The 20,253-nt window shown below is 58.8% G+C and carries 19 protein-coding genes and 1 pseudogene; 11 read left to right on the forward strand and 9 right to left on the reverse strand.

Annotated features, from left to right (window positions below; translation table 11 throughout):
- Nucleotides 1–68: 68 nt before the first annotated feature.
- The gene (locus J2046_RS12830; protein ID WP_210052808.1) at nt 69–380 is read right to left on the reverse strand and encodes an NIPSNAP family protein; all 312 of its coding nucleotides are present in this window, start codon (nt 378–380) and stop codon (nt 69–71) included.
- A gap of 183 nt (nt 381–563) precedes the next feature.
- Between J2046_RS12830 and J2046_RS12835 the strand changes: the two genes are divergently transcribed.
- From J2046_RS12835 to J2046_RS12885, 11 genes are all read left to right on the forward strand, one after another.
- Nucleotides 564–1,259 carry a TetR/AcrR family transcriptional regulator gene (locus J2046_RS12835; protein ID WP_210052326.1) on the forward strand — a complete coding sequence of 232 codons (696 nt, stop codon included), beginning with the start codon at nt 564–566 and terminating at the stop codon, nt 1,257–1,259.
- A 157-nt stretch (nt 1,260–1,416) separates the two neighbouring features.
- On the forward strand, nt 1,417–2,745 hold the full coding sequence (locus J2046_RS12840) for an extracellular solute-binding protein (RefSeq protein ID WP_210052328.1): 1,329 nt from the start codon (nt 1,417–1,419) through the stop codon (nt 2,743–2,745).
- 163 nt (nt 2,746–2,908) lie between these two features.
- Nucleotides 2,909–3,823 (forward strand): carbohydrate ABC transporter permease, encoded by a 915-nt coding sequence (locus J2046_RS12845; protein WP_210052329.1) that lies wholly within the window; start codon nt 2,909–2,911, stop codon nt 3,821–3,823.
- Nucleotides 3,824–4,816, forward strand: coding sequence for a carbohydrate ABC transporter permease (locus J2046_RS12850; RefSeq protein WP_210052330.1), 993 nt, complete (start codon nt 3,824–3,826; stop codon nt 4,814–4,816).
- Nucleotides 4,817–4,830: 14 nt separating this feature from the next.
- On the forward strand, nt 4,831–5,928 hold the full coding sequence (locus J2046_RS12855; RefSeq protein WP_210052332.1) for an ABC transporter ATP-binding protein: 1,098 nt from the start codon (nt 4,831–4,833) through the stop codon (nt 5,926–5,928).
- A gap of 4 nt (nt 5,929–5,932) precedes the next feature.
- Nucleotides 5,933–6,811, forward strand: coding sequence for an FAD binding domain-containing protein (locus J2046_RS12860; RefSeq protein WP_210052336.1), 879 nt, complete (start codon nt 5,933–5,935; stop codon nt 6,809–6,811).
- Nucleotides 6,808–7,290: a (2Fe-2S)-binding protein gene (locus tag J2046_RS12865; protein ID WP_210052338.1), complete on the forward strand. Its 483-nt coding sequence runs from the start codon at nt 6,808–6,810 to the stop codon at nt 7,288–7,290. The genes J2046_RS12860 and J2046_RS12865 overlap by 4 nt, the downstream gene beginning before the upstream one ends.
- A gap of 5 nt (nt 7,291–7,295) precedes the next feature.
- Nucleotides 7,296–9,644 carry a xanthine dehydrogenase family protein molybdopterin-binding subunit gene (locus tag J2046_RS12870; RefSeq protein ID WP_233469766.1) on the forward strand — a complete coding sequence of 783 codons (2,349 nt, stop codon included), beginning with the start codon at nt 7,296–7,298 and terminating at the stop codon, nt 9,642–9,644.
- Nucleotides 9,645–9,673: 29 nt separating this feature from the next.
- Nucleotides 9,674–10,567, forward strand: coding sequence for an NAD(P)-dependent oxidoreductase (locus J2046_RS12875; RefSeq protein ID WP_210052341.1), 894 nt, complete (start codon nt 9,674–9,676; stop codon nt 10,565–10,567).
- Between the two features lie 9 nt (nt 10,568–10,576).
- Entirely contained in the window at nt 10,577–11,188 is a 612-nt protein-coding gene (locus J2046_RS12880; protein ID WP_210052344.1) for a CoxG family protein, read from the forward strand.
- Nucleotides 11,185–12,360, forward strand: a complete 1,176-nt coding sequence (locus J2046_RS12885; RefSeq protein WP_210052348.1) for a M20 aminoacylase family protein — start codon at nt 11,185–11,187, stop codon at nt 12,358–12,360. The genes J2046_RS12880 and J2046_RS12885 overlap by 4 nt, the downstream gene beginning before the upstream one ends.
- A gap of 296 nt (nt 12,361–12,656) precedes the next feature.
- On the opposite strand, the pseudogene J2046_RS12890 reads toward J2046_RS12885, so the two are convergent.
- The 8 genes and pseudogenes from J2046_RS12890 to J2046_RS12925 form a co-directional block, all read right to left on the reverse strand.
- A pseudogene (locus tag J2046_RS12890) lies at nt 12,657–14,342 on the reverse strand (type IV secretory system conjugative DNA transfer family protein); the annotation flags it as partial.
- Nucleotides 14,339–15,367 (reverse strand): P-type DNA transfer ATPase VirB11, encoded by a 1,029-nt coding sequence (gene virB11, locus J2046_RS12895; RefSeq protein ID WP_210052350.1) that lies wholly within the window; start codon nt 15,365–15,367, stop codon nt 14,339–14,341. The pseudogene J2046_RS12890 and the gene virB11, both read right to left, overlap by 4 nt.
- On the reverse strand, nt 15,348–16,556 hold the full coding sequence (gene virB10, locus J2046_RS12900; RefSeq protein ID WP_210052352.1) for a type IV secretion system protein VirB10: 1,209 nt from the start codon (nt 16,554–16,556) through the stop codon (nt 15,348–15,350). The genes virB11 and virB10 overlap by 20 nt, the downstream gene beginning before the upstream one ends.
- Nucleotides 16,556–17,359 (reverse strand): TrbG/VirB9 family P-type conjugative transfer protein, encoded by an 804-nt coding sequence (locus J2046_RS12905; RefSeq protein ID WP_210052354.1) that lies wholly within the window; start codon nt 17,357–17,359, stop codon nt 16,556–16,558. Before J2046_RS12905 ends, virB10 begins: the two co-directional genes overlap by 1 nt.
- Entirely contained in the window at nt 17,356–18,054 is a 699-nt protein-coding gene (locus tag J2046_RS12910) for a VirB8 family type IV secretion system protein (RefSeq protein ID WP_210052356.1), read from the reverse strand. Before J2046_RS12910 ends, J2046_RS12905 begins: the two co-directional genes overlap by 4 nt.
- A 40-nt stretch (nt 18,055–18,094) precedes the next feature.
- Nucleotides 18,095–19,123: a TrbL/VirB6 family protein gene (locus J2046_RS12915; RefSeq protein ID WP_210052358.1), complete on the reverse strand. Its 1,029-nt coding sequence runs from the start codon at nt 19,121–19,123 to the stop codon at nt 18,095–18,097.
- Between the two features lie 15 nt (nt 19,124–19,138).
- On the reverse strand, nt 19,139–19,351 hold the full coding sequence (locus J2046_RS12920) for a hypothetical protein (RefSeq protein WP_210052360.1): 213 nt from the start codon (nt 19,349–19,351) through the stop codon (nt 19,139–19,141).
- 6 nt (nt 19,352–19,357) lie between these two features.
- Nucleotides 19,358–20,059 carry a type IV secretion system protein gene (locus J2046_RS12925; protein ID WP_210052362.1) on the reverse strand — a complete coding sequence of 234 codons (702 nt, stop codon included), beginning with the start codon at nt 20,057–20,059 and terminating at the stop codon, nt 19,358–19,360.
- Nucleotides 20,060–20,253: the final 194 nt, after the last annotated feature.

Here is a 20,253-nt window from a genome sequence, read left to right on the forward strand (position 1 = left end):
TGACCGAAGCCCCTCGATCTCTCGCCGTTGCTTTCGGAATCGGGGGGCGGATGCCTCGAAATTTGCAGTCAACTCAAGGGCGAGAATGCGGTTGGGAGCAAGAAACGGCTTTCCTGGTGGACAAGGAACGGAAGAATCTTAGGCACGAACGCCTGCCACGCGGCATCGGCTCCCAACTTTGCGCGCTGCGCGGAACGATGACCGAAATCCTCGTAGGCCCAAATGAAAACAACAGAATTCAGCGTGCCGCTTTCGGTCGTCCAGCATCCGACCAGTTTGGCATATTGCGTTATGATGCCAAGCCCCTCGGCTTCGTATACCTTCAAGAAGGTACCGGTGGTGCCTGGGGTTACTTGATAGATGCGCTGCTCATAAATCATTAGCGACGTCCTTCTCCTGGAGACCGGCTCGATATGTTTCGGTGGAAGCCTGTCTCTGACAATGCACAGTGGACAGTAATTCGTCAATTGACGATAAAATAGGCTCGATTTATCGCTGCGGCCTTGCTCGTGCTAAGAAAGGGCGAGAATCACGATGCATTTATCGCGGGGAGCGACGGTCTGTTGAAAGCCAAGTCCACCAATCTGCGAGGCAACCAGGCTGTTGCCAAGAAACCTGGTGCCCCGAAGAAAAAGGGAAAACGTCTGCCCTATATGGAGCGACGCGCCCAGATCCTGGAGAAGGCTACGGAACTGTTCTCCGAGTATGGACTGACGGCGCAAACCCGCGCCCTGGCGGCTGACTGTGGCATTTCCCAACGTCTTCTGTATCGTTTCTTCCCGACCAAGGAGGATTTGCTGAGAGAGGTCTACGATACGGCGATCCTCGGTCCTTTTCAGGCCGTCTGGTTTGCTGAACTTAGCGACCGTTCGCGGCCTATGCACGACCGGCTGTGCGATTTCTATAACGAATATCTGGACGCGGTGCTCGTCCGGCGCTGGCTGCGTCTTTTCCTGTACTCTTCGCTGGCAGAAGCGGATATGGCACCGAACTATATTTCATCGATCATCACGAAGCTCATGGAGACGATCGTGGCGGAAGCTGCCCATGAGCGGGGCAGGCCCCTCAACGTCAAACCGGAGGCGATCCACGAGATCGGCTGGATCATCCACGGTGCGATATCACACTACGGGATTCGCCGGCACATCTACCACGCGAGCCAGGTCATCCCGCAGGAGCAGGTCGTCGAGATGCATGTCAGCCTGTTCTTGAGCGGTTTCGACGCGATGATTGCCCAGTACGCGAAAATCGAGGCCTGATTTTTCCTTGCCGTTTTGCACGACGGTCGGTTTATTTTATTGAAGTCGTCAGTTGACGACTTATTCAGACGTTGTTAGCTTTTCTCCGTGAGGCCGACGGCTTCCGCGGCCTTGAGCCGGTTACGCAACGCAGTTGCGCATTCGAGGGGATAAAAAGATGAAAACTGGATTAGGGCGCGCCTTCGGACGGCGCGAATTTCTCAAGGCTTCGGCCTTGGTCGGTGGCGCCGCGCTGGCTCTGCCGGGCGTGGCTGCGCGTGCTGCAGGTAGTAACATCAACCTGCAGACCTGGTCGGCTGCGGTCGATCTGGTCAAGAGCCATGTCGCCGCATTCGAAAAGGCGACGGGGTTGACCGTCGATTACGCGAATGCGCCATGGGCACAGTATCCCGATGCTATGGTCACGAAATTTGCCGGCGGCGCCCCCTTGGACGTCCTGTGGGTTTCGGACGGCTGGCTGCCGCAATGGGCCGACGCCAACTGGATCGCCCCGATCGACGGATTCGACAATCTGATGGCCTATAATGGCGACGCCGAACCGTTTTGTACGGATTCGATGACCTATAACGGACGCCAGTACGGTCTGACCTATTATACCGACTACATGGGCTTCCTGTACGATGCCGATAAGCTCTCCGCGGCGGGCTTTTCTGCGCCGCCGACGAGCTGGGACGAAGTCGTGGAGCAGTCGCTGGTGATGAAGCAGAAAGGCCTGTCCGATTTTCCGCTGATGCTGGCCCTGGCCAAGGAAAGCTGGCTCATCGAGTTCATGTCGGCAATGGTCTTCTCTCAGGGCGGCGCCTTCACCGACGACAAGGGCAATTCGATCATGCAGGAGGCAAAAGGTGGCGCCCTGACGACCCTCCAGTGGATCGTTGATGCGGTCAACAAGCATAAGATCGTCTCCTCCGCCTGCCTGGAAACGGGCGAGCTCAATGGCCTCAAGGCGTTCGCGGCCGGCAACCATGCCTTTGCACTGCTGCCGAAATATCGCCTGGCCATGCTTAACGATCCGGCTCAGTCGAAGATTGCGGGTCGCGCCAAGCAGGCGCTGATGCCGCAGGGCAAGGACGGGTCGCACGCGACGGTCGGCTGGATGCGTTTCCATGGCATGTCGACGCAGGCTGCCGCCGACAAGGCCCGTGCCGAAAACGCCGCGAAGCTGATCGAATGGTTTGGTGGCAAGGCGGATGGCGAATACAAATTCCAGAAGCTGCTTTTCCTCGATCTGGGTTCGAGTTTCGGCGTCAAGCCGCTGTTCCAGGATGCCGACGTGCGCGCCGCCTACAACAAATATGGCGATGTGGAACTGATCCAGAAACAGCAGGCGCTCGCCCGCAAGAAGGACGTGATAACGCCCTGGTTCGGCGACTGGAACGAGGTCAACGGCTCCGCGTGGCAGTCGGCGGTTCTCGGCAATGCCTCGGCCGCTGATGCGCTGAAGAAGTCGGGGAAGGAGTGGGACGATCTCAAGTCCCAGTCCTGATAACATCGACAGATAGTCTTCCTGGCCGGGTCGCCGGCCGGGAAGCGGGATCTGGGGCACCGTATCTGGTTTGGGGACACGTTTCGGGCGAAGCGCGATCAGGTCTAGGCGGGATCGATCTCAGTTGGCTCATCGATATCGGAATCTGGTGGAACTTCTCGACATGTCAAATACGGCAGGCGGAATAGGCGCGAAGGTGATGCGGCGTTTTACGTATGACGACCGTACAGCACTTGTTTTCATCGCGCCGGTTATGGCGGTCCTCGCGCTGGTGGCGGTTTTCCCGATTGGCTATTCTTTCTATATCAGCCTCTTCCAGATCAAGTTGACGCGTCCCAACCGGACGCCGTTCGTGTGGCTGGACAACTATATTCAGCTGTTCGGCGATGATCTTTTCTGGACCGCGGTGTTGAGGACCGTCACCTTCACCGTGATGTCCGTCACGGCGATAACGGTGCTGGCGCTCCTGGCCGCTCTGCTCCTCAACGAGAAATTCCCTGGACGGCGATTGGTCAGCACGATCCTATTGGTCCCCTGGGCCATTCCCTATGTCGCCGACGCCCTGATGTGGAAGTGGATCTACGATTCCGGCTACGGCGCGCTCAACGGCTTGCTCTACCAGCTCGGCTTTATCGACAAATACGTGGTCTGGCTCGGTGACCAGCAAAAAACGCTGCCTTTGATCGCCAATGCCTTCGTCTGGAAAGAAGTCCCCCTGGCAACGATCCTGCTGCTGGTATCGCTGAAATCCATTCCACAGGATCTCTACAATGCGGCCCGCGTCGATGGGGCGCCGCTCCTGCAGCGTTTCCTTCATGTAACGCTGCCTTCCATGCGCACGGGTTTCATGCTGGTCATCCTCTACGAGACGATGATCGCCATCCGGCATTTCGATCTGTTCTTCGTTCTGACCGAAGGCGGTCCCGGCACGGCCTCCCATGTGCTGTCGTGGGAAATTTACATCGAGACGTTCCGCAACCTGTCCTTCGGCTCAGGTGCAGCGATGTCCTACGTCTTGGCATTGGTGACCTTTGCTCTCGCCTACTTCGTCATCAAGATTCTCGGCAGGAGTGTGTAAATGGCCAGCCTTCACGACATCCCGGACGACGGGAGCCGGGCCGGGCGACCCGTCGCGCCGCGCTCGATCAACTACAAGCGGCGCGGTGAGATCTTCAGATGGCTCCACCGCGGTGTCATATTCGCCGGCTCGCTTGCCATCATGCTGGTCGTCCTGATGCCTGTCGCATGGCTGGTTTCATCCTCGCTGCAGACCGAAGCCGAGATCGTTTCGGTGCCGCCGCACTGGATACCGGACGAACCGACGCTCAGGAATTTCAAGGCGATCTTTGCGGCCGACGAAGGTCCAGTGAGCTATGAGACCCGCAACAGGCAGGACCCGGCCTCGGGAAGCTTCATCCCGTCGACGGCCAAAAACCTGCTGCCGGCTATGTTCAACAGCTTCGCCGTCGCAACCTTGGTTGTCGTGTTGAACCTGCTGGTCGGCCTTCCCGCGGCCTATGCGATGGCGAAGATCCGCTTCTGGGGGCGGACGGGGTCCGTCTATTTCATCCTCGCGACCCGCGTCATTCCCGATATCGCCCTCGTCGTCCCTTTCTTCCTCGTCATCAGGAACCTCGGGCTGCTCGATAGCATCCTGTCGCTCGTCGTCACCTATCTGGCGATCACCGTACCGTTTACGGTGTTCATCCTGATCCAGTATTTCGAAAGCCTGCCGGACGAGCTCGACAAGGCGGCTCGCGTCGATGGATGCTCACGCCTACAGACGTTGACGCATGTCTATCTGCCGTTGTCACTGCCTTCCATTGTAGCGGTGATCCTATTCGCATTCCTGACCAGCTGGAACGAGTTCCTCCTGGCGCTGATGTTCACCCAGACGGTCTCTTCTCAGACGCTGCCGATCGTCCTGGCGTCGTTCACGTCCGATTTCACCATAAGCTTCTCGTTCATCAACGCGGCGGGTCTTCTTGCGATCGTGCCGCCGGTAATCATCGCCATCGTCTTTGAACGTTACATCGTCTCCGGCCTCACAGCCGGCGCCGTGAAAGGGTAACAGGGAGTTTGCCAGTGGCTCGCATCGAATTTGAAAATGCCTCCAAGCGTTATCCGAACGGTTATGTCGCTCTCGAAAATCTCAACCTCGAGATCAAGGACAAGGAATTCGTGGTTCTGCTCGGCCCCTCCGGCTGCGGCAAATCCACTACGCTGAACATGATCGCCGGCCTGGAGGAGGTGACCGAGGGTAACCTGTATTTCGATGACGAAACAGTCAACTTCACGCCTCCTCACCACCGCGACGTGGCCATGGTGTTCCAAAGCTATGCGCTTTATCCGCACAAGACGGTCTACGAGAACATTGCGTTCGGCCTGGTCATGCGCAGGCACCCCAGGGACGACATCGATCGCCGGGTGAGGGATGCGGCACAGCGCCTGGAGATCACCTCTCTCTTAGACAGGCGCCCGGGCCAGTTGTCGGGCGGCCAGCGCCAGCGCGTGGCGCTCGGCCGGGCCATGGTGCGTCGCCCTGCCGTGTTCCTGATGGACGAGCCGCTGTCGAACCTCGATGCGGCGCTACGCATTTCGATGCGGGCGGAAATCAAGGAACTGCATCGTTCGATGCAGACGACCTTCGTCTATGTCACCCATGATCAGGCCGAAGCATTGACGCTGGCCGACAGGATTGTCGTCATGCGCAACGGACGCGTGCAGCAGATCGGAACGCCAGACGAGATCTACGAACATCCCGCCAATACCTTCGTCGCCTCGTTCCTCGGAAGCCCGCCCATCAACTATCTCGCCGGCGAGTTGGTGGTTGAAGGGCGCAAGGTCACCTTCGTGCGAGGCGGAATAAGGTTGTCGTTCGCGCCGGAACGGGCAAGCCAGCTTCTGGCACATAATGGCCGCAAGGTGAAGCTTGGCATTCGCGCCGAGGATGTCGACGAACGGGATGCACCCGCAGACGGCGAAGTCATTGCAGGCACCGTAGCCTCCGTCCTTCCGGTCGGTTCCGATCAGTTCCTCGGCATGAAAGTCGAGGGCGAGGAACTCTTCTTCCGCGTCAACAAAGATATGCGCCACAATTACGGCGACGTGATCAAACTGTCGGCGAACGCCAACAGGCTGCATATCTTCGATGCGGCGAGCGAAATGAGCCTGATCGGATGATAGAATGAAACCCGCATCATTCGACTACCATCGGCCGCAGACGCTCGATGCTGCGCTGGGTTTGCTCGCCCGTTTCGGAGAACGGGCAAAGCCCATCGCCGGCGGCCAGAGCTTCGGTCCGATGCTGAACATGAGGCTCGCTCGTCCCGAGCACCTGATCGACCTGAACGATCTGGTCGAGCTCGATTTCATCAGGGTTTCGGAAGCCATGTTGGAAGTGGGCGCGATGACCCGGCACCATCGGGTGGCGACCGCACCGGAGGCGGCAAGATCGCATCCGTTGCTGGCGGCAGCGGCCGCGACGATCGGCCACTACGCAATTCGTCACCGTGGCACGCTTGGCGGCAGCCTGGCCCATGCCGATCCGGCCGCGCAGATGCCGCTCGTCGCGGTGATCAGCGGCGCGCGATTGGTCTTGCAAGGACTTTCCGGACGGCGGGAAATCGCTGCGAGCGATTTCTTCAAATCGGTAATGACAGTCGATCTCGCAGAGGGCGAGCTCGTGACCTCGGTTCTCTATCCACGCCTGCCGATCAATGCCGGCTGGGCATTTGAGTTGTTCAGCCGCCGTCGCGGCGATTTCGCCGTGGTCGCCGTCGCGGTGCTCCTGACGCTCGATGACGCCGGCAGGCTGGAGGACCTGCACGTTGCGCTCGGGGGTGTCGCGCCCGTGCCCCTCCGGCTCGACCTGTCGGCAGTCGCTCCTTCCGGCGTGATTCCGGATGACACTTGGATCGAGGCCGTCTCTGAATTCGCGGCGCAATCGATCGCGCCTGAAGACACCGTGCAAATTCCCGCGGTCTTTCGTCGCGAGGTGACTGCGTCCCTGACGCAAAAGGCGCTCGCGACGTCGTTGGCGCGTTCGCGGAAGGCGTCGGCATGAGCGTCGCGCGGATGATTTCGCTCACGGTGAATGGTGAAACCCTGGAGGCGACGGTAGAACCTCGCAAATTGCTCGCCGACGTGTTGCGCGAGGATTTCGGGCTCACCGGGACGCATGTCGGCTGCGAACACGGCGTTTGCGGGGCTTGTACGGTGCTGATCGACGATCAACCGGCACGCGCCTGCCTGACCTATGCCATCCAGATGGAAGGGCACGAGATCACGACGATCGAGGCCGTCGGAGGGACAGATTTAAGCCCGCTGCAGCGGGCGTTGCATGAGGAGCACGGACTTCAGTGCGGCTTTTGCACACCCGGGATCATCATGACCTTCGAAGCCTTCCTTCGTGATACGCCCGATCCTAGCGAGGACGACGTGCGCGACGTCCTGTCGGGTAATCTGTGCCGCTGCACGGGCTATCAGAACATCGTTGCCGCCGTTTTGAAGGCGGCAAGAACTATTCGCGAGGAGCGGCCGTGAGCGAAATGGAGGGCTTCCACTATATCGGCAAACCGCTGGCGCGAAAGGAAGACAAGCGTCTCGTCACTGGGCGGGGGCGTTTTGTTGATGACATCGTGGTCCCCGGCGCTCTGCACGCATGCTTCGTGCGCTCGCCGCATGCCCACGCGCGCATCCTGAAGATTTCAACGGAGGCGGCGTGCGATCTGTCCGGCGTAATCGGCGTCTTTACCGGGGAAGACCTCGACAGATGGACAAACCGGTTGCGGGTGGCGCCGCCGATCGAGGGCCTCCATCCGACTGAGATTTCGACGTTGCCGATCGATAAGGTCAGGTTTCACGGCGATCCGGTGGCCGTTGTGGTAGCGAAGGACCGGTACGTCGCCGAGGACGCCACCGAACTTGTTGACGTCGAATACGAACTGCTGCCGGCGATCGCCTCGCTGGAAAATGCGCTTGTCGGCAATGCGGTCCTAGTCGATGAGACGCTGCCTTCCAATCTCGTTTCGCATCAGAGCTTTTCCGCTGGAAATGTCGATCGGCGCCGCAAGGAGGCACATACGGTCGTCGAGGCTTCGTTCTACCAGCATCGCCAGACCCACGTGCCTATGGAAACGCGGGGCTGTGTGGCTGTCTGGGACGCCGGGCGGGAGCACCTTACTTTCCATACCGGCAGTCAGGTCGTGCATCCGCTGCGCAGCCAGCTTGCGGTCCGCCTTGGACTTTCCGAAAGCCAGGTGGCCGTCATATCCCTCGATGTCGGAGGCGGCTTCGGACAGAAGATCGCCCTTTACCGGGAGGAACTGACGGTCGCCGCCCTGGCGCGTCATCTGAGCCGTCCGGTGCGCTGGCGCGAGGACCGGAGCGAGAACCTCATGGCAGCAAGCCACGCGCGCGAAAACTTCTGCCGCACGCGTGCGTCGGTCACGGCGGAAGGGCGAATTCTCGGACTGGAACTCGAAATCACTGAGGATTTCGGAGCCTATTGTTTCTATCCGGCCAACTATATGTCACGCGTCGTAGCGATGATCCTGACCGGTCCGTACCGGATCGAGGACTATGCTTTCGACGTCAAGATCGCACTGACGAACAAGTGCGGGAACGGCCCGATGCGGGCACCCATGTCCATCACGAGTTGGGTGATGGACGGAACGATCGACGCCGTCGCGCGGCAGCTCGGTCTCGACCCCGTCGATGTCCGTCGGACAAACATGATCGGGACGGAAGATCTGCCCTATCGAATGCCGACGGGCGAATTACTGGAGGACATCACACCGGCAGAGACACTGCGCAGTGTGATCGATGCCGTCGGCTACGACGCCTTCCGCAATCGCCAGCGGGCTTTGCGGAATGAGGGACGTTATATCGGGCTCGGGCTTTGCACGGTCGTGGAATCCACCACCTACGGCTCCGCGTTCTACAAATCGACCGGCATTCCCGGCTCGGGGCACGAGGCCGCGTGGGTCAGGATCGAACCGAGCGGGGTCGTCAACGCCTCGGTTGGGCTTGGCGCAACAGGCCAGGGCTATGAGACGGCGATGTCGCAGGCAGTGGCCGAGGGATTGGGCGTTGACCCCTCCTGCATTCGGATTCATATCGGCAATACCGATGTGGCTCCCTACGGCATGGGCAGCCGTGGCGCGAGGGGCGGCACGGCGGGCGGCGGTTCGCTGTATCTGTGCGCGCAAAAAGCACGCGGACATGTGTTGCGGATCGCCGCGCACGAGCTCGGCCTGAATTCGGCATCCGATCTTCGTCTCCTGGCCGGCCGGGTGGAAAGGCTCCTCAATGGCGTATGGAGCGCAACGGGGATCAGCCTCGCCGACATCGCCAGGACAGCCTATCTCGATCCGACAAACCTGCCGGATGGGGTCGCGCCGGGGCTTGATTTCTCGCTGACCTACGATCCCCCGCCGATGACCTATTCCAACTCTTCGCACGCCTGCGAAGTCGAGGTGGATATCCGCACCGGGATGCTCAGCATCTCCCGTTACGTGGTTTCGGAGGATTGCGGGACCGTTATCAACCCGATCGTCGTGCGTGGCCAGCAGCAGGGTGCCATCGCTATGGGACTGAGCGGGGCCATGCTTGAGGAAGTCGTCTACGACGAGAACGGGCAAAATCTCTCCGCCACGTTCGCCGACTACCTGGTGGCGACGGCCTGTGAACTGCCGAACTTCGAAATTCTCCACAACCACACGCCGAACAAGCGTACGCCGGCCGGCATCAAAGGCATGGCCGAAGGCGGTGTGATGGGATCGATCGCGTCGTTGACCAATGCCGTCAACGACGCGCTGGCGCCATTCGGCGTCGTGGCGAACCGCCAGCCGCTTTCCCCGCAATATCTGCGGTCATTGTTGCGCGAGCGCATGTGAGCCCGCCTGGCTGAAAGGACAGAACTGAAATGAACAGTACAGATAGCAGGAAAAAAGTCGGCTTCGTCGGCCTGGGAATCATGGGGCGCAGCATGGCGGGCCACATTCTCGACGGCGGGCATGAGCTGCATGTCTACAACAGGACAAAAGGCAAAGGAGCCGAATTGGTTGCCAAGGGCGCCGTCTGGCACGACAGCGCAGGAGAGGTGGCGGCGGCGTGCGACATCCTTGTCACCATCGTCGGTTATCCCAAGGATGTCGAGGAAACCTATCTCGGCGCCGGCGGGATCGTAGAGAGGGCAAAAGCGGGGGCGGTGCTCATCGACATGACCACTTCCAGCCCTACGCTCGCCGTCGAGATTGCGGCGAAAGCGGCGCAAAAAGGCGTTATGACGCTCGATGCGCCAGTCTCCGGGGGGGGCCTCGGTGCGAAGGCGGGCAAACTTTCGATCATGGTCGGGGGGGACGACGCCGCGTTCAACGTCGCTCTGCCCGTCCTCAGGCTGATGGGCGAAAACATCGTCCTGCAAGGTGGGCCGGGGGCGGGACAGCACACGAAGATGAGCAACCAGATCGCCATCGCTTCAACCATGCTCGCCGTCAGCGAGAGTCTCGCCTATGCCAAGGCGTCCGGGCTCGATGCAGGACGGGTCCTGTCTTCGATCGGAACCGGAGCCGCGTCCAGCTTCGCCTTGAATGTCCTCGGCCCGAAGATGCTGGCCGACGACTATGCTCCCGGCTTCTACGTGCATCACTTCATCAAGGATATGTCGATCGCCATCGCTGAAGCAGAGCGGATGAAGCTCGACCTGCCGGGCCTCGCGCTGGCCAAGCGGCTCTATGAGACGCTCGCGTCGAGCGGATTCGGTGAGGAGGGAACGCAGGCGATCTACAGGCTCTACGAACAGCACGCCGGGAAATAGGAAACGGCAATGGAATTTGTTGGCGAACATGTCATCCCTGCGCCGATCGACAAGGTATGGGTTGGGCTGAACGATCCGGAAACCCTCCGGCGCAGCATTCCGGGCTGTTCTGAGATGCAGCAGACCGGAGACAGGGAATTCACGGCATCGGTGGTCGCGAAAGTCGGACCGGTTTCCGCCACGTTCAAGGGTAAGGTGGAACTGAGCGACCTCGATCCGCCCTTCGGCTATATACTATCGGGGCGAGGTCAGGGAGGCCCGGCAGGCTTTGCGAAAGGCTCGGCGAGGATCAGGCTGACGCCACAGGGAGACCGCACGCTACTCGCCTATGTTGCCGATGTCGACATCGGCGGCAAACTTGCAAGCGTCGGGGGGAGGCTGATCCAGAGCATCGCAAAGAAAAATGCGGAGGATTTCTTTTCCAGTTTTTCCGCCGTGCTTTCCGGCGGAACGGGCCAGACCGGCGAGCAGCCGAATGGTTCTTCCGACGGGCATGAGCACTCGCCCCCAGGCCCGCCATCGGCGAACACTCACATACCGTTGATCGACCGGATCGCCTGGTTGCTGGTCGGTATGGCAATCGGCGTGGCGGGTACGCTCGTGTCGGGAGTCACGCAATGAATACTACAGACTGCATCAAGTCCTTGGAGCCGAAGCTGATCGAATGGCGCCGCCAATTGCACGAGTACCCGGAAACGGCCTTTGAAGAGCATCGGACTGCGGCCTTCATTGCAGAAAAATTACGGGATGCCGGCCTGGAGGTATACGAAGGGATCGGGCGCACGGGCGTTGTCGGCGTATTGCGCAACGGGGAAGGGCCCTCTGTTGCATTGCGGGCCGATATCGACGCTCTCGACATCGCCGAGGCGACGGGTTTGCCCTATGCCTCGAAGGTGCCCGGCAAAATGCACGCCTGCGGTCATGACGGCCATACCGCGATGCTGCTCGGCGCCGCCCGTCTGATGGCGGCCAATCCTCCCCGCGGAACGGTCGTTTTCATCTTTCAGCCAGCGGAGGAGAACCATGGCGGCGCCCAGGTCATGATCGAGGACGGCTTGTTCGATCGCTTCCCGGCAGACCGCGTCTTCGGGATGCACAACTGGCCCGGTCTGCCGGTAGGCACATTTGCAATCCATCCCGGCCCGATGATGGCGGCCCAGGACAATTTCGAACTGAAGATCATCGGAAAGGGCGCCCATGCCGGCATGCCGCATCAGGGGATCGACCCGATCCTTGTCGCCGGCCAGATCAATACGGCCTGGCAGGCAATCGTCAGCCGCACGCTGAGCCCGGCAGATGCAGCGGTGATCAGTATTACGCAGATCCACGCAGGCGATACCTGGAACATCATTCCGGACACGGTATTAATTCGGGGCACGGCGCGGTCGCTGACGCCGGAGGTGCGCGACCGGCTTGAGGCCGAGATGGCGCATCGCGCGCGGCTGGTGGCGGAGACTTTCGGCGCTCGAGCGGAGTTGGATTATCAGAGGCGTTATCCGGCGACGATCAACACAGAGGCGGAAACCGACATTGCCAGGGCGGCTGCGCAAACCGTGTCCAACGAGGGTTTTGTTTATCACGATATGCCGGCGAGCATGGGAGCGGAAGACTTTTCGTTCATGCTTCGGAAGAAACCGGGGGCCTACATCTGGATCGGAAATGGCAGCGCGGACTGTGGGCGGAATCTCCATAGTCCGGGTTATGACTTCAACGACGAGGCTCTCACGCTCGGCGTTCACTACTGGATGCAAGTCGCCCATCGTGCGCTTGCACTCAATAGTCTCGTTTCCTGACCGGACCGTGCTCCTCGGATCTTGTCGCAAAGCAGCCGGAGCCGATGCTCGGCATCGTCATGTCTGGATGGCGCCCGCTTGGCAAGGTGACTTCCGAGATGGTTGAGGTTGGCGGGTCGGGTGCAAGTATGTCTCCGGTCCGTAAGCGCGGTTTGATCATTGCGATGTCGGGCATCCCAACGCTCACCGGGCTCTTGCGGGTCATACAGACCGGCCGGATCATTTTCTTCCGGGCTCCACTTGGGGGGAGGCGCTCATCATGAGCGCGAAGCCGAAGTGAGGTTAACCGCGTCTTGGTAGCTGGCGGTTGTGGCCGGAACGGGCTTGTGTGGGAGATATTCGACCTGCGGTACCCGTGGAATGTTGGCCTGCGAATAAGCTTCCGCCGATTTGAACGGCTGCGTTTGAAAAAAGCGGAGTTTCTCCGCCAAGATCGGGCGTTGCCCTTCGATGAGGAGGATCATCCTATCCTCCGGCATTTGTCGGATTTCCTGAGGCATCATCAGATCACGATCTCGGATCTGTTCGACCTTGGTCCGTCGCGGTAAACCGAAAAATTCGATCGTTCGCGATTCCGATTGATAGCGGATTGTGCGTTTGCCGAGCGCCCGCGACGCGTATTCAGCCGTCGCCTGGTCGTTGGCGCCGAGGATGAGCTGATAGCCGCAATTGCCAAGCAGGGAGTGACGCGAGGTCTCGCCATAGATTTCATCGAGGTTCTTCAAATCCTGGATGATGAAGGCGAGTTTGATGTTATAGCCGGCAACATAAGGCAGCTTCATCATGATCTCATCCATCCGCCTCAACTGACGGAACTCGTCGAGGAGGAAATAGACCGGCAGCGAATTCTGATTGTGCTCGAGCGTGAGAATATCCATGGCCTGTTGCACGAACAAAGTAAGGAGGGGGCGCAACAGCGTGATATCCCTCAGACTTGGCGCTAGATAAATGGAGATCGGCCGATGCTTCATGGCATGCAAGTTCATGTCGGTAACGCGTGTCGCTGCAACCACCCGTTCATTCTTGAAGGGGCGCATGGCCTTTTGGATATCGAGAAGAGCGGACGCAGCGGCGCGATCGGAAAGCGCGATAAAGGAATTGAAGCTCTCCATCGTGAACTTAGAAAGGCCAGGTTCTTTCTCGTTGACGCATTTCATCAACTCCTGAAGATTGAGGCCTGTATTGAAAAAGGAATTGACCTCTGTGAGATTGCGACGGTCTTTATAAAACGGGCTTTCCAGTACATAGCTGATGACGCCGGCAAGCGCCTGTTGCGCGGTCGCTTGCCAGATCGAATTTTCAGAGTCGATATTTTCAGGGATGAGTATGTTGGCGATGTTTTGAATGTCGGCGGTGCGGTCACCGCGTTCTGTGCGAACGAAATCGAGGGGGTTGTAGCAGTTTGTCGTTACCGCCCCCGGTGCGAACAGAAATACTTCGCTGCCGTCTCGACGACGATATCCGGCGGTTGCCCTGAAAATCTCACCTTTCAGATCGGTGACGATCATCGAACCTTGGTGCATCAGGGCATTGGGAATGACGTAACCTGCACCTTTGCCGGAGCGTGTCGGGCCGATAATGACGTGGTGCCGGTCGTCCTTGACCCTTAGAATTCTTGATCCCAGCCGGCCGAAGATATGGCCCTTTTTGCGAAACCATTTGCCACGTCGAAGCGAAGTCCTGTCCTGAAATGCCGCGTCGCCCAAAGGGTTCGTGGTCGGCTTTGGACCAAGATGGGCCATGAGACCGGCGACCAGCGTGGCTGGCACCGCTGCCCAAAGTGCGACTTTCTGTAGGATAGGATCGGTCGGATAGGACCAGAACTGCTGGATCGGCGAAAAGGGATTGCTCGTGATCGTGGCCTTGAGAATCCGTCCATCCTCGTAGAAAAGCAGAAGCCCCAGGCCGTAGGCGAGCAGCCAGACAAGCAATGCGATCGCGGCGCAGAAACACAAGTAGAAGCTTTGGAACTGTCTGATCACGGCTCGTCTCGCGCAAAGAAAATCTCAGAGACGCTCCGCTTGCCGCCTTCGCGGCGCAACTGGATGACGACCGGAATGACCATCCGGATGTAGGACATGAGATCGTGCTTTAAGAAGCCTGAAGAGATACCGGCCTGCTGGATCATCATCGCAAGCTGTTCGTAGGCGCCCAAGGGTGTATCGGCATGGACCGTGGACATGCTGCCGGGATGACCGGTGTTGATGGCGCGAAGGAAGGAAAACGCTTCACTTCCGCGAATTTCGCCCATGAACAGCCGATCGGGGCGCATGCGCAATGAGGCTTCGAGCAAACTTTGGATCGATACATCGGCCGTACCCTGGTCACCTTTTGAGGCAACCAGGTGGACCGTGTTCGGCTGGGGAGGGAAAAGTTCTCGTGTGTCTTCGAGCGTGATGATCCGCTCATGTTGGGGGACACTCTTCAGGCAGGCGTTGAGGAATGTCGTTTTGCCGGAGGACGTGCCGCCGCTGATCAGGATGGAGACCCGCTGACTGATGGCCGTATGAATGAAGTCGTAAATCCTGTTTGCTCGCAGATGCCCAACCAGCGTGTGATCGAGGTCGCTGAGGCCGCCGACGGCAACCGACACCTTGTCCAGCGAGCCGTTGTCCCGATATTCCTCGAGCGTAAAATCATTGATCACCTGTTTGCGGATAGAGACCGAACCGCCGCCGGATGCAGCCGGCGGCAAGACGATCTGGATGCGTTCGCCGGTCGGTAGTGAGGCGCTGAGGATCGGCTTGGTACGGCTGACAAACTGGTCGGTCGCCGCTGCAACCCGCTCGCCTATATTCTGGATTTCGTCAGCCGTTAGGCTGCTGATGTGATGATGCTCCATATATTCGGCACCACGCCGCTCGATATAGACATGGCCAGGCCCGTTGACGGCAATCTCCATGACCGCCGGATCGTCAAGGAACGGCCGGAGCGGTTCGAGGGCGCGATTGAGGAAATAATAACGATCGCGCCTGGTCGACATGACATTACCTGTCGTGACGTTCACGTCGGATCTCCTTCATTGCTTCGGTGATCGGATCGTCATAAAGGGCGCTGAAGTCGAGGTCTTGGCGCACATAGACAAAGATGCGCTCGCCTTGAGGAACATTGATCGTCGGCGCGATGCGCAGGTTTTCCGAAAGAACGGTATTCGCCATATTGCTGAAGGTCTCAGCGATGGTTTCTCGCGCGAGCTCCGCGCCACGCTCTGCGTCATCGCCGTTGCCAGAAGCCCGTTCGCTGCCGTATCCCGTCAGATAGCTTGCGCCAGCACCGACGATCGACAACATGATCGAGGCGCCGAACCGTTCACGGAACTTGTTGTCGACATGGCCGGTCAACCCAGACCTTCCCAGCCCGTCGGCGCCGATTGAATCAAGTCTGACGGAGACGCCATCGTCGCGGATGAGACGGGTCCAGATGACAAAAATGCGCTTTTGACCACGCGTGATCTCTGACTGGTATTCTCCAATGAGGCGCGTGCCGGTCGGGATTAGGATGCGTCGACCGTCGAAAGAATAGACGTCTTGTGACGTAATGGCCCTGATTTGGCCGGGCAGATCGCTATTAATCGCCGTTTCCAAAATGCCGGGGATCAACGTTCCTTCGGTAATCATGGCATCGATCCGCTCGATCCGGCGGGCCTTGGCGCTACGGCTGGCCAGATTGGAGGCTGCATTGAGATATTTGCTGTTGCGATCGGCGCCGGCGACCGTCACGCCTGAGCTGCCTTCGTCGCGGAGACTACGACCATCATTGCCGCCGACGATGTCATCCATTGCAATCAGCTTTGACATGTAGCGTTTCGGAAAAGCCTCCTCGGCAGGCGAGGGGGGCATTGGCGGCTGAGCCACCTCTTTCGGCGGAGGTACGTCAAAGGTCGTCGTCTCGGGAGGCGGTTTTTCCGGGGGAGCGGGTGGCGGCAGATTGATGACAGGCTGCTCGGGAGCGGGCGAGGGCTTTTCTGTTTCCCTCAGAAAGGACGGCGGCCTGAAGGTCGTCGTCTGAAATTCCTCGTCACTCTGGATGTTTTCGGTGTTTTTTTCGCCGGAGGTTGTGACGACGAAGTACGCGGTGGCAATCCCGCCCAGAAACAGGGCTATTGCTCCAAGCCTTTGGTCTCGTCGAGCGTTTCGATCCTTGACCGGCGTGTCGTCGGCCACGGCCATCGCCTCTAGTTCCGGGCTTAACTTCATCAGTTGCCGCTCCTTCGCCGCTTCGTCGCATTCCTGTCCAAAGCCGGCCCGAAAAAATCAGGGTTCGGGGCGCCGAAGTCAGGCCTTTTAAGATTGAAGATGCAGGTCCATTGGTTGCCGTCGCGAAGCGTGTATTGCGTGGCGATACCGTCGACGACGATGTAATCGCCCTCTTTACGGAAGTTGCGCAGGGTCTCGGAGAAATCGGATTGGACGGCAAAGATCGCGGGGACAGCCTTTTCAAACCGAAAGAAGGTCTTCTTGCCGTCATCAAAGACCATGCTGGGTTTCAGGGCCGGATCGCCGGAAAACGAATAATCGATATTGATGTTTGCCCTGTCGATATTGGCGATATTGGGATAGGCGGCCCGATCCTTGGCCTCCTGGCGCAATCGCGCGTTCAGGTCCTTGTCGGGATAGACGAAGCGAATGGCAAACACCTGCTTACCATCGTCCGGAGCGTGATCATTGAGCTCGAGGAAATAGATCCTCTTGGTCGTTACGATGTTCATGTTGGTGTCGACGTTTCGTGCGATGGGCTTTACGAAGAGGATGTTGCCCTTTTCTGAGGGGGCGATCTGCCAGCTGTCGGTATCTCCAAGCGAGATCGTTTCGAATTCCTCATCCTCGTCGAAGATAATCATGGTGGAGATGCCGTAGGTTGCGGGCACTTCCAGCACGTTGTTCGCCTGATAGACGACACTTGTAACGCGCCGGTCGAGCGATCCTGGCCGTGGCGCCTGACTTGCGAACGCCTCCACCGTGATGAGGACTGCTAGAGCCGGGAGAAGAAGCAACCTCATTGTCCGGCATCTCCTGGCGTGACCGTTTCCTGGTCGCGACGGTAGTCATAGACTTGGAAGCCCAACGGATTTTCGAAGCGCCACGCATTGGTTGCTGGCGATTCCGTATAGCGATAGCGGACAACGGAAATGTAGTGGCGGGTGATCTGACCCGTGTCCGATTTCTCCGTCGTGGAAAACCGAACGAGGGCGGTGCTGGGGTTTGAGAAGGTGACGGACTTGAGGTCGACGGTGACTTTTTTATCCTTGCCGTAGATTTTCGCGGGATTGTCCGGGTTTGCCGCGCTATAAAGCTCTTGGAGTTCGCGCGCGGCGTCATTGGTGGAAAGCAGCGCCGCGATGCCGAAATTTTCGGTCACCGCAAAGGGATCGTACCCCTCGCGGGATCGGATGTAGCGCACGACATTGGCCTGAGTGATGGCTTGCAGATCGGTTAGTTTGACCGATTTGGTAAGGCCGGATTTGACCTCCAGATAGCCTGTATTCTTGTCGACCTCGATGATATAGGGCTCGAAGCTCTTAAGTGGCACCAGCAGGATGAGTGCTGTCAGTGATAGCAGCGTGATGGTGCCGAAGACCATGGTGATGAACCAGGCGATCGCTCGCGATCGCTTGGCGCTCTTCAAGATTTCCTGTTCCCAGCGGTCGCCATCCTGAAAATAGCTTTCAAGAGCAGCATCATGCGATTTGCTCATTCGCGCGCATCCTTAAAGACACTTCCCTCGAACAGTTCACTCAATTTGGCAGGCTGTTGCTGCTGATTCGGTTCTGCATCGCTCGGGCGGTGGCATTTCGAATATTTGCCCTCATGGTTTCCATGGTCCGCGTCCTTGCTTGCATGCCATGATCGCCGATCGTGCCTGCCAAGGAGCGAGCCGCGCCGAACGTCGCTTTCGGGACGGTCACTCCCGCCAGATGTCCGGCCTCACGCGCGATCCTGCCGATACCGGCCGCAATGCCACCGGTGATGCCCTGGGCGAGTATCTGAATGTTGAACAGGACGAATGCACCCGCGCAGCAGAGCAAAAGAAAGGCGGAGATATCGCTGAGTTGAAGGCGCCTCTGGGCTGCGGCATTCGTCACCTTTGTCAACTCCGGGTCCATTGCCGCAATGAGGAAGGCTGCAACCACGTAGACGAAGAGGGGAATGAGGGCATACATCAGTACCTGCTGAAACCAAGCAGCGCCAAGGCCGCGGGAACGTTCAAAGAGCATGCAGGCGATGAAGATGGGAGCGGTGCCAATCAGCATCCACATCATCACTTTGGCAAGCAGCAGGATCGCCAGCGCCACGGCGATGAAAACGCCGACGCAAAGCATGATCAGAAAGCCGACCATGGATGGCAGGATGGAGAAGTAGCCTGATTGTTCGGCGAATGCGGAAGCCGCCTCGTTGGCCGTCTTCCAGATTAAGGACAACCCATTCGTGGGTTCGGTGATGCCGGTTCCGGTTGCGGTCAAGATCGCGCGGCCAACCTCTTCAGGCGTATCGCTCAGCCAGGCATAAAAGAGGCTATTGAAATTCTCCCACTTGCTGACGAGGGTCAGGATGACCAACATGCGCACGACGCGGCCGATGATCTCGCTGACGCTGACGCGCGCCGTTCCCATGACGAGTTGCAGACCGTAGTAGCTCACATAGACGACAAACAGGATTGTCAGCAGCGGCATCAGTTGTTGACCAACGATACCGAAGGCGTCTTCGGAAAAGTTTGCTCCTGTTTGTTCGACTCTTTCAAGAACGTCCCCGAGGAAATCGTGCATGGTCTCCGACCTTTTCTATTTTACCAACACCGCATCGATGGCCGTCAGGGCGGCAGCCGAGGTGTCGCTGTTGACCCGGGTCATCGGTCCACATTCCCGTCTCGGATCGGGAGCCAAACGGGTCAGGTGCTTCGGTCTTTTGCAAGGTGCGGTCTTTTCTTTGTAGGCAGTACCGCAACTGACAAGACCGACCGAAACCATGAAAAAAAGAAATACCTTGCCGCTCATGGTGCATTACTCGTCACTATAGCTGAGCGCTTTTTGGGAGTTCGAGATATCCGTGAGCCGGCGTTGATTATCTGCCTGCAGCGAGGACACTGCGCCGTTCATGACGCCAATCAGCTCGTTGATGGTCAGGCCCGCTTCGACCTGAAGCTGGGTGTTTTGGTCGATCGAGCCTTTGATGTCCTTGGCCTGGCCGATGCTGGAGCCGGCCTGTTCGAATGATGCGCGGCGGGTCTGAACGGCTTTTTGGGAACCGGTAACGAGTGCGGCGACGCCGAGCACCGTCTTCACCATCTCCTCATAGGACTTGTCGCCGGAAAACGAACTGCCTTCCTTGCCGGAGAGGGTCCTTACCAGTTCAAGGCTGTTGAGAAATGTGGTTGCGATCTGCGAGACGTCTCCGCTTACGCTCCCAAAGTTTGCGACTCCACCCGATAACAATTTGTCGAATGAAGGCATCTGCGATGCGCTGAAGCCATTGCCGACCGCGAGGTTTTGCATGCGGTTTGCGTCACCGGCGCGGTCGCCGGTCATAGCGTCGAGTGTTTCTTCGGTTGTTTTCAGGACTTGCCTGTTCGTCTCCAAGATCTCGCCCGTCGTCTGGGCGGTTCTTCTCGCGATATCGAGATTTGCGTTGTCGATCACTGGCACCTGAGCAAACGCGGTGGATGCAGCCGGCAGTAAACATGCGATGAATAGGAATTTCTTCATGGTCGTTTTCCTCATTCAGCGTTCAAGATCAGCGCTATATCGGCCTCGCGTTCGCGCCTCTGTGCGCAGGCCTTTCGGTTCGGCTCCATTCAAGCCCTTGTCGGAGATTGCAGACGCCACCCGAGACGCGATCTTTAACCTCTTCACCATTTTGGGCGATGCCAAAAGCAGGGTTGACGCGACCGATAACGGGC

Source organism: Neorhizobium petrolearium (assembly GCF_017873175.1).
Lineage (GTDB): Bacteria > Pseudomonadota > Alphaproteobacteria > Rhizobiales > Rhizobiaceae > Neorhizobium > Neorhizobium petrolearium.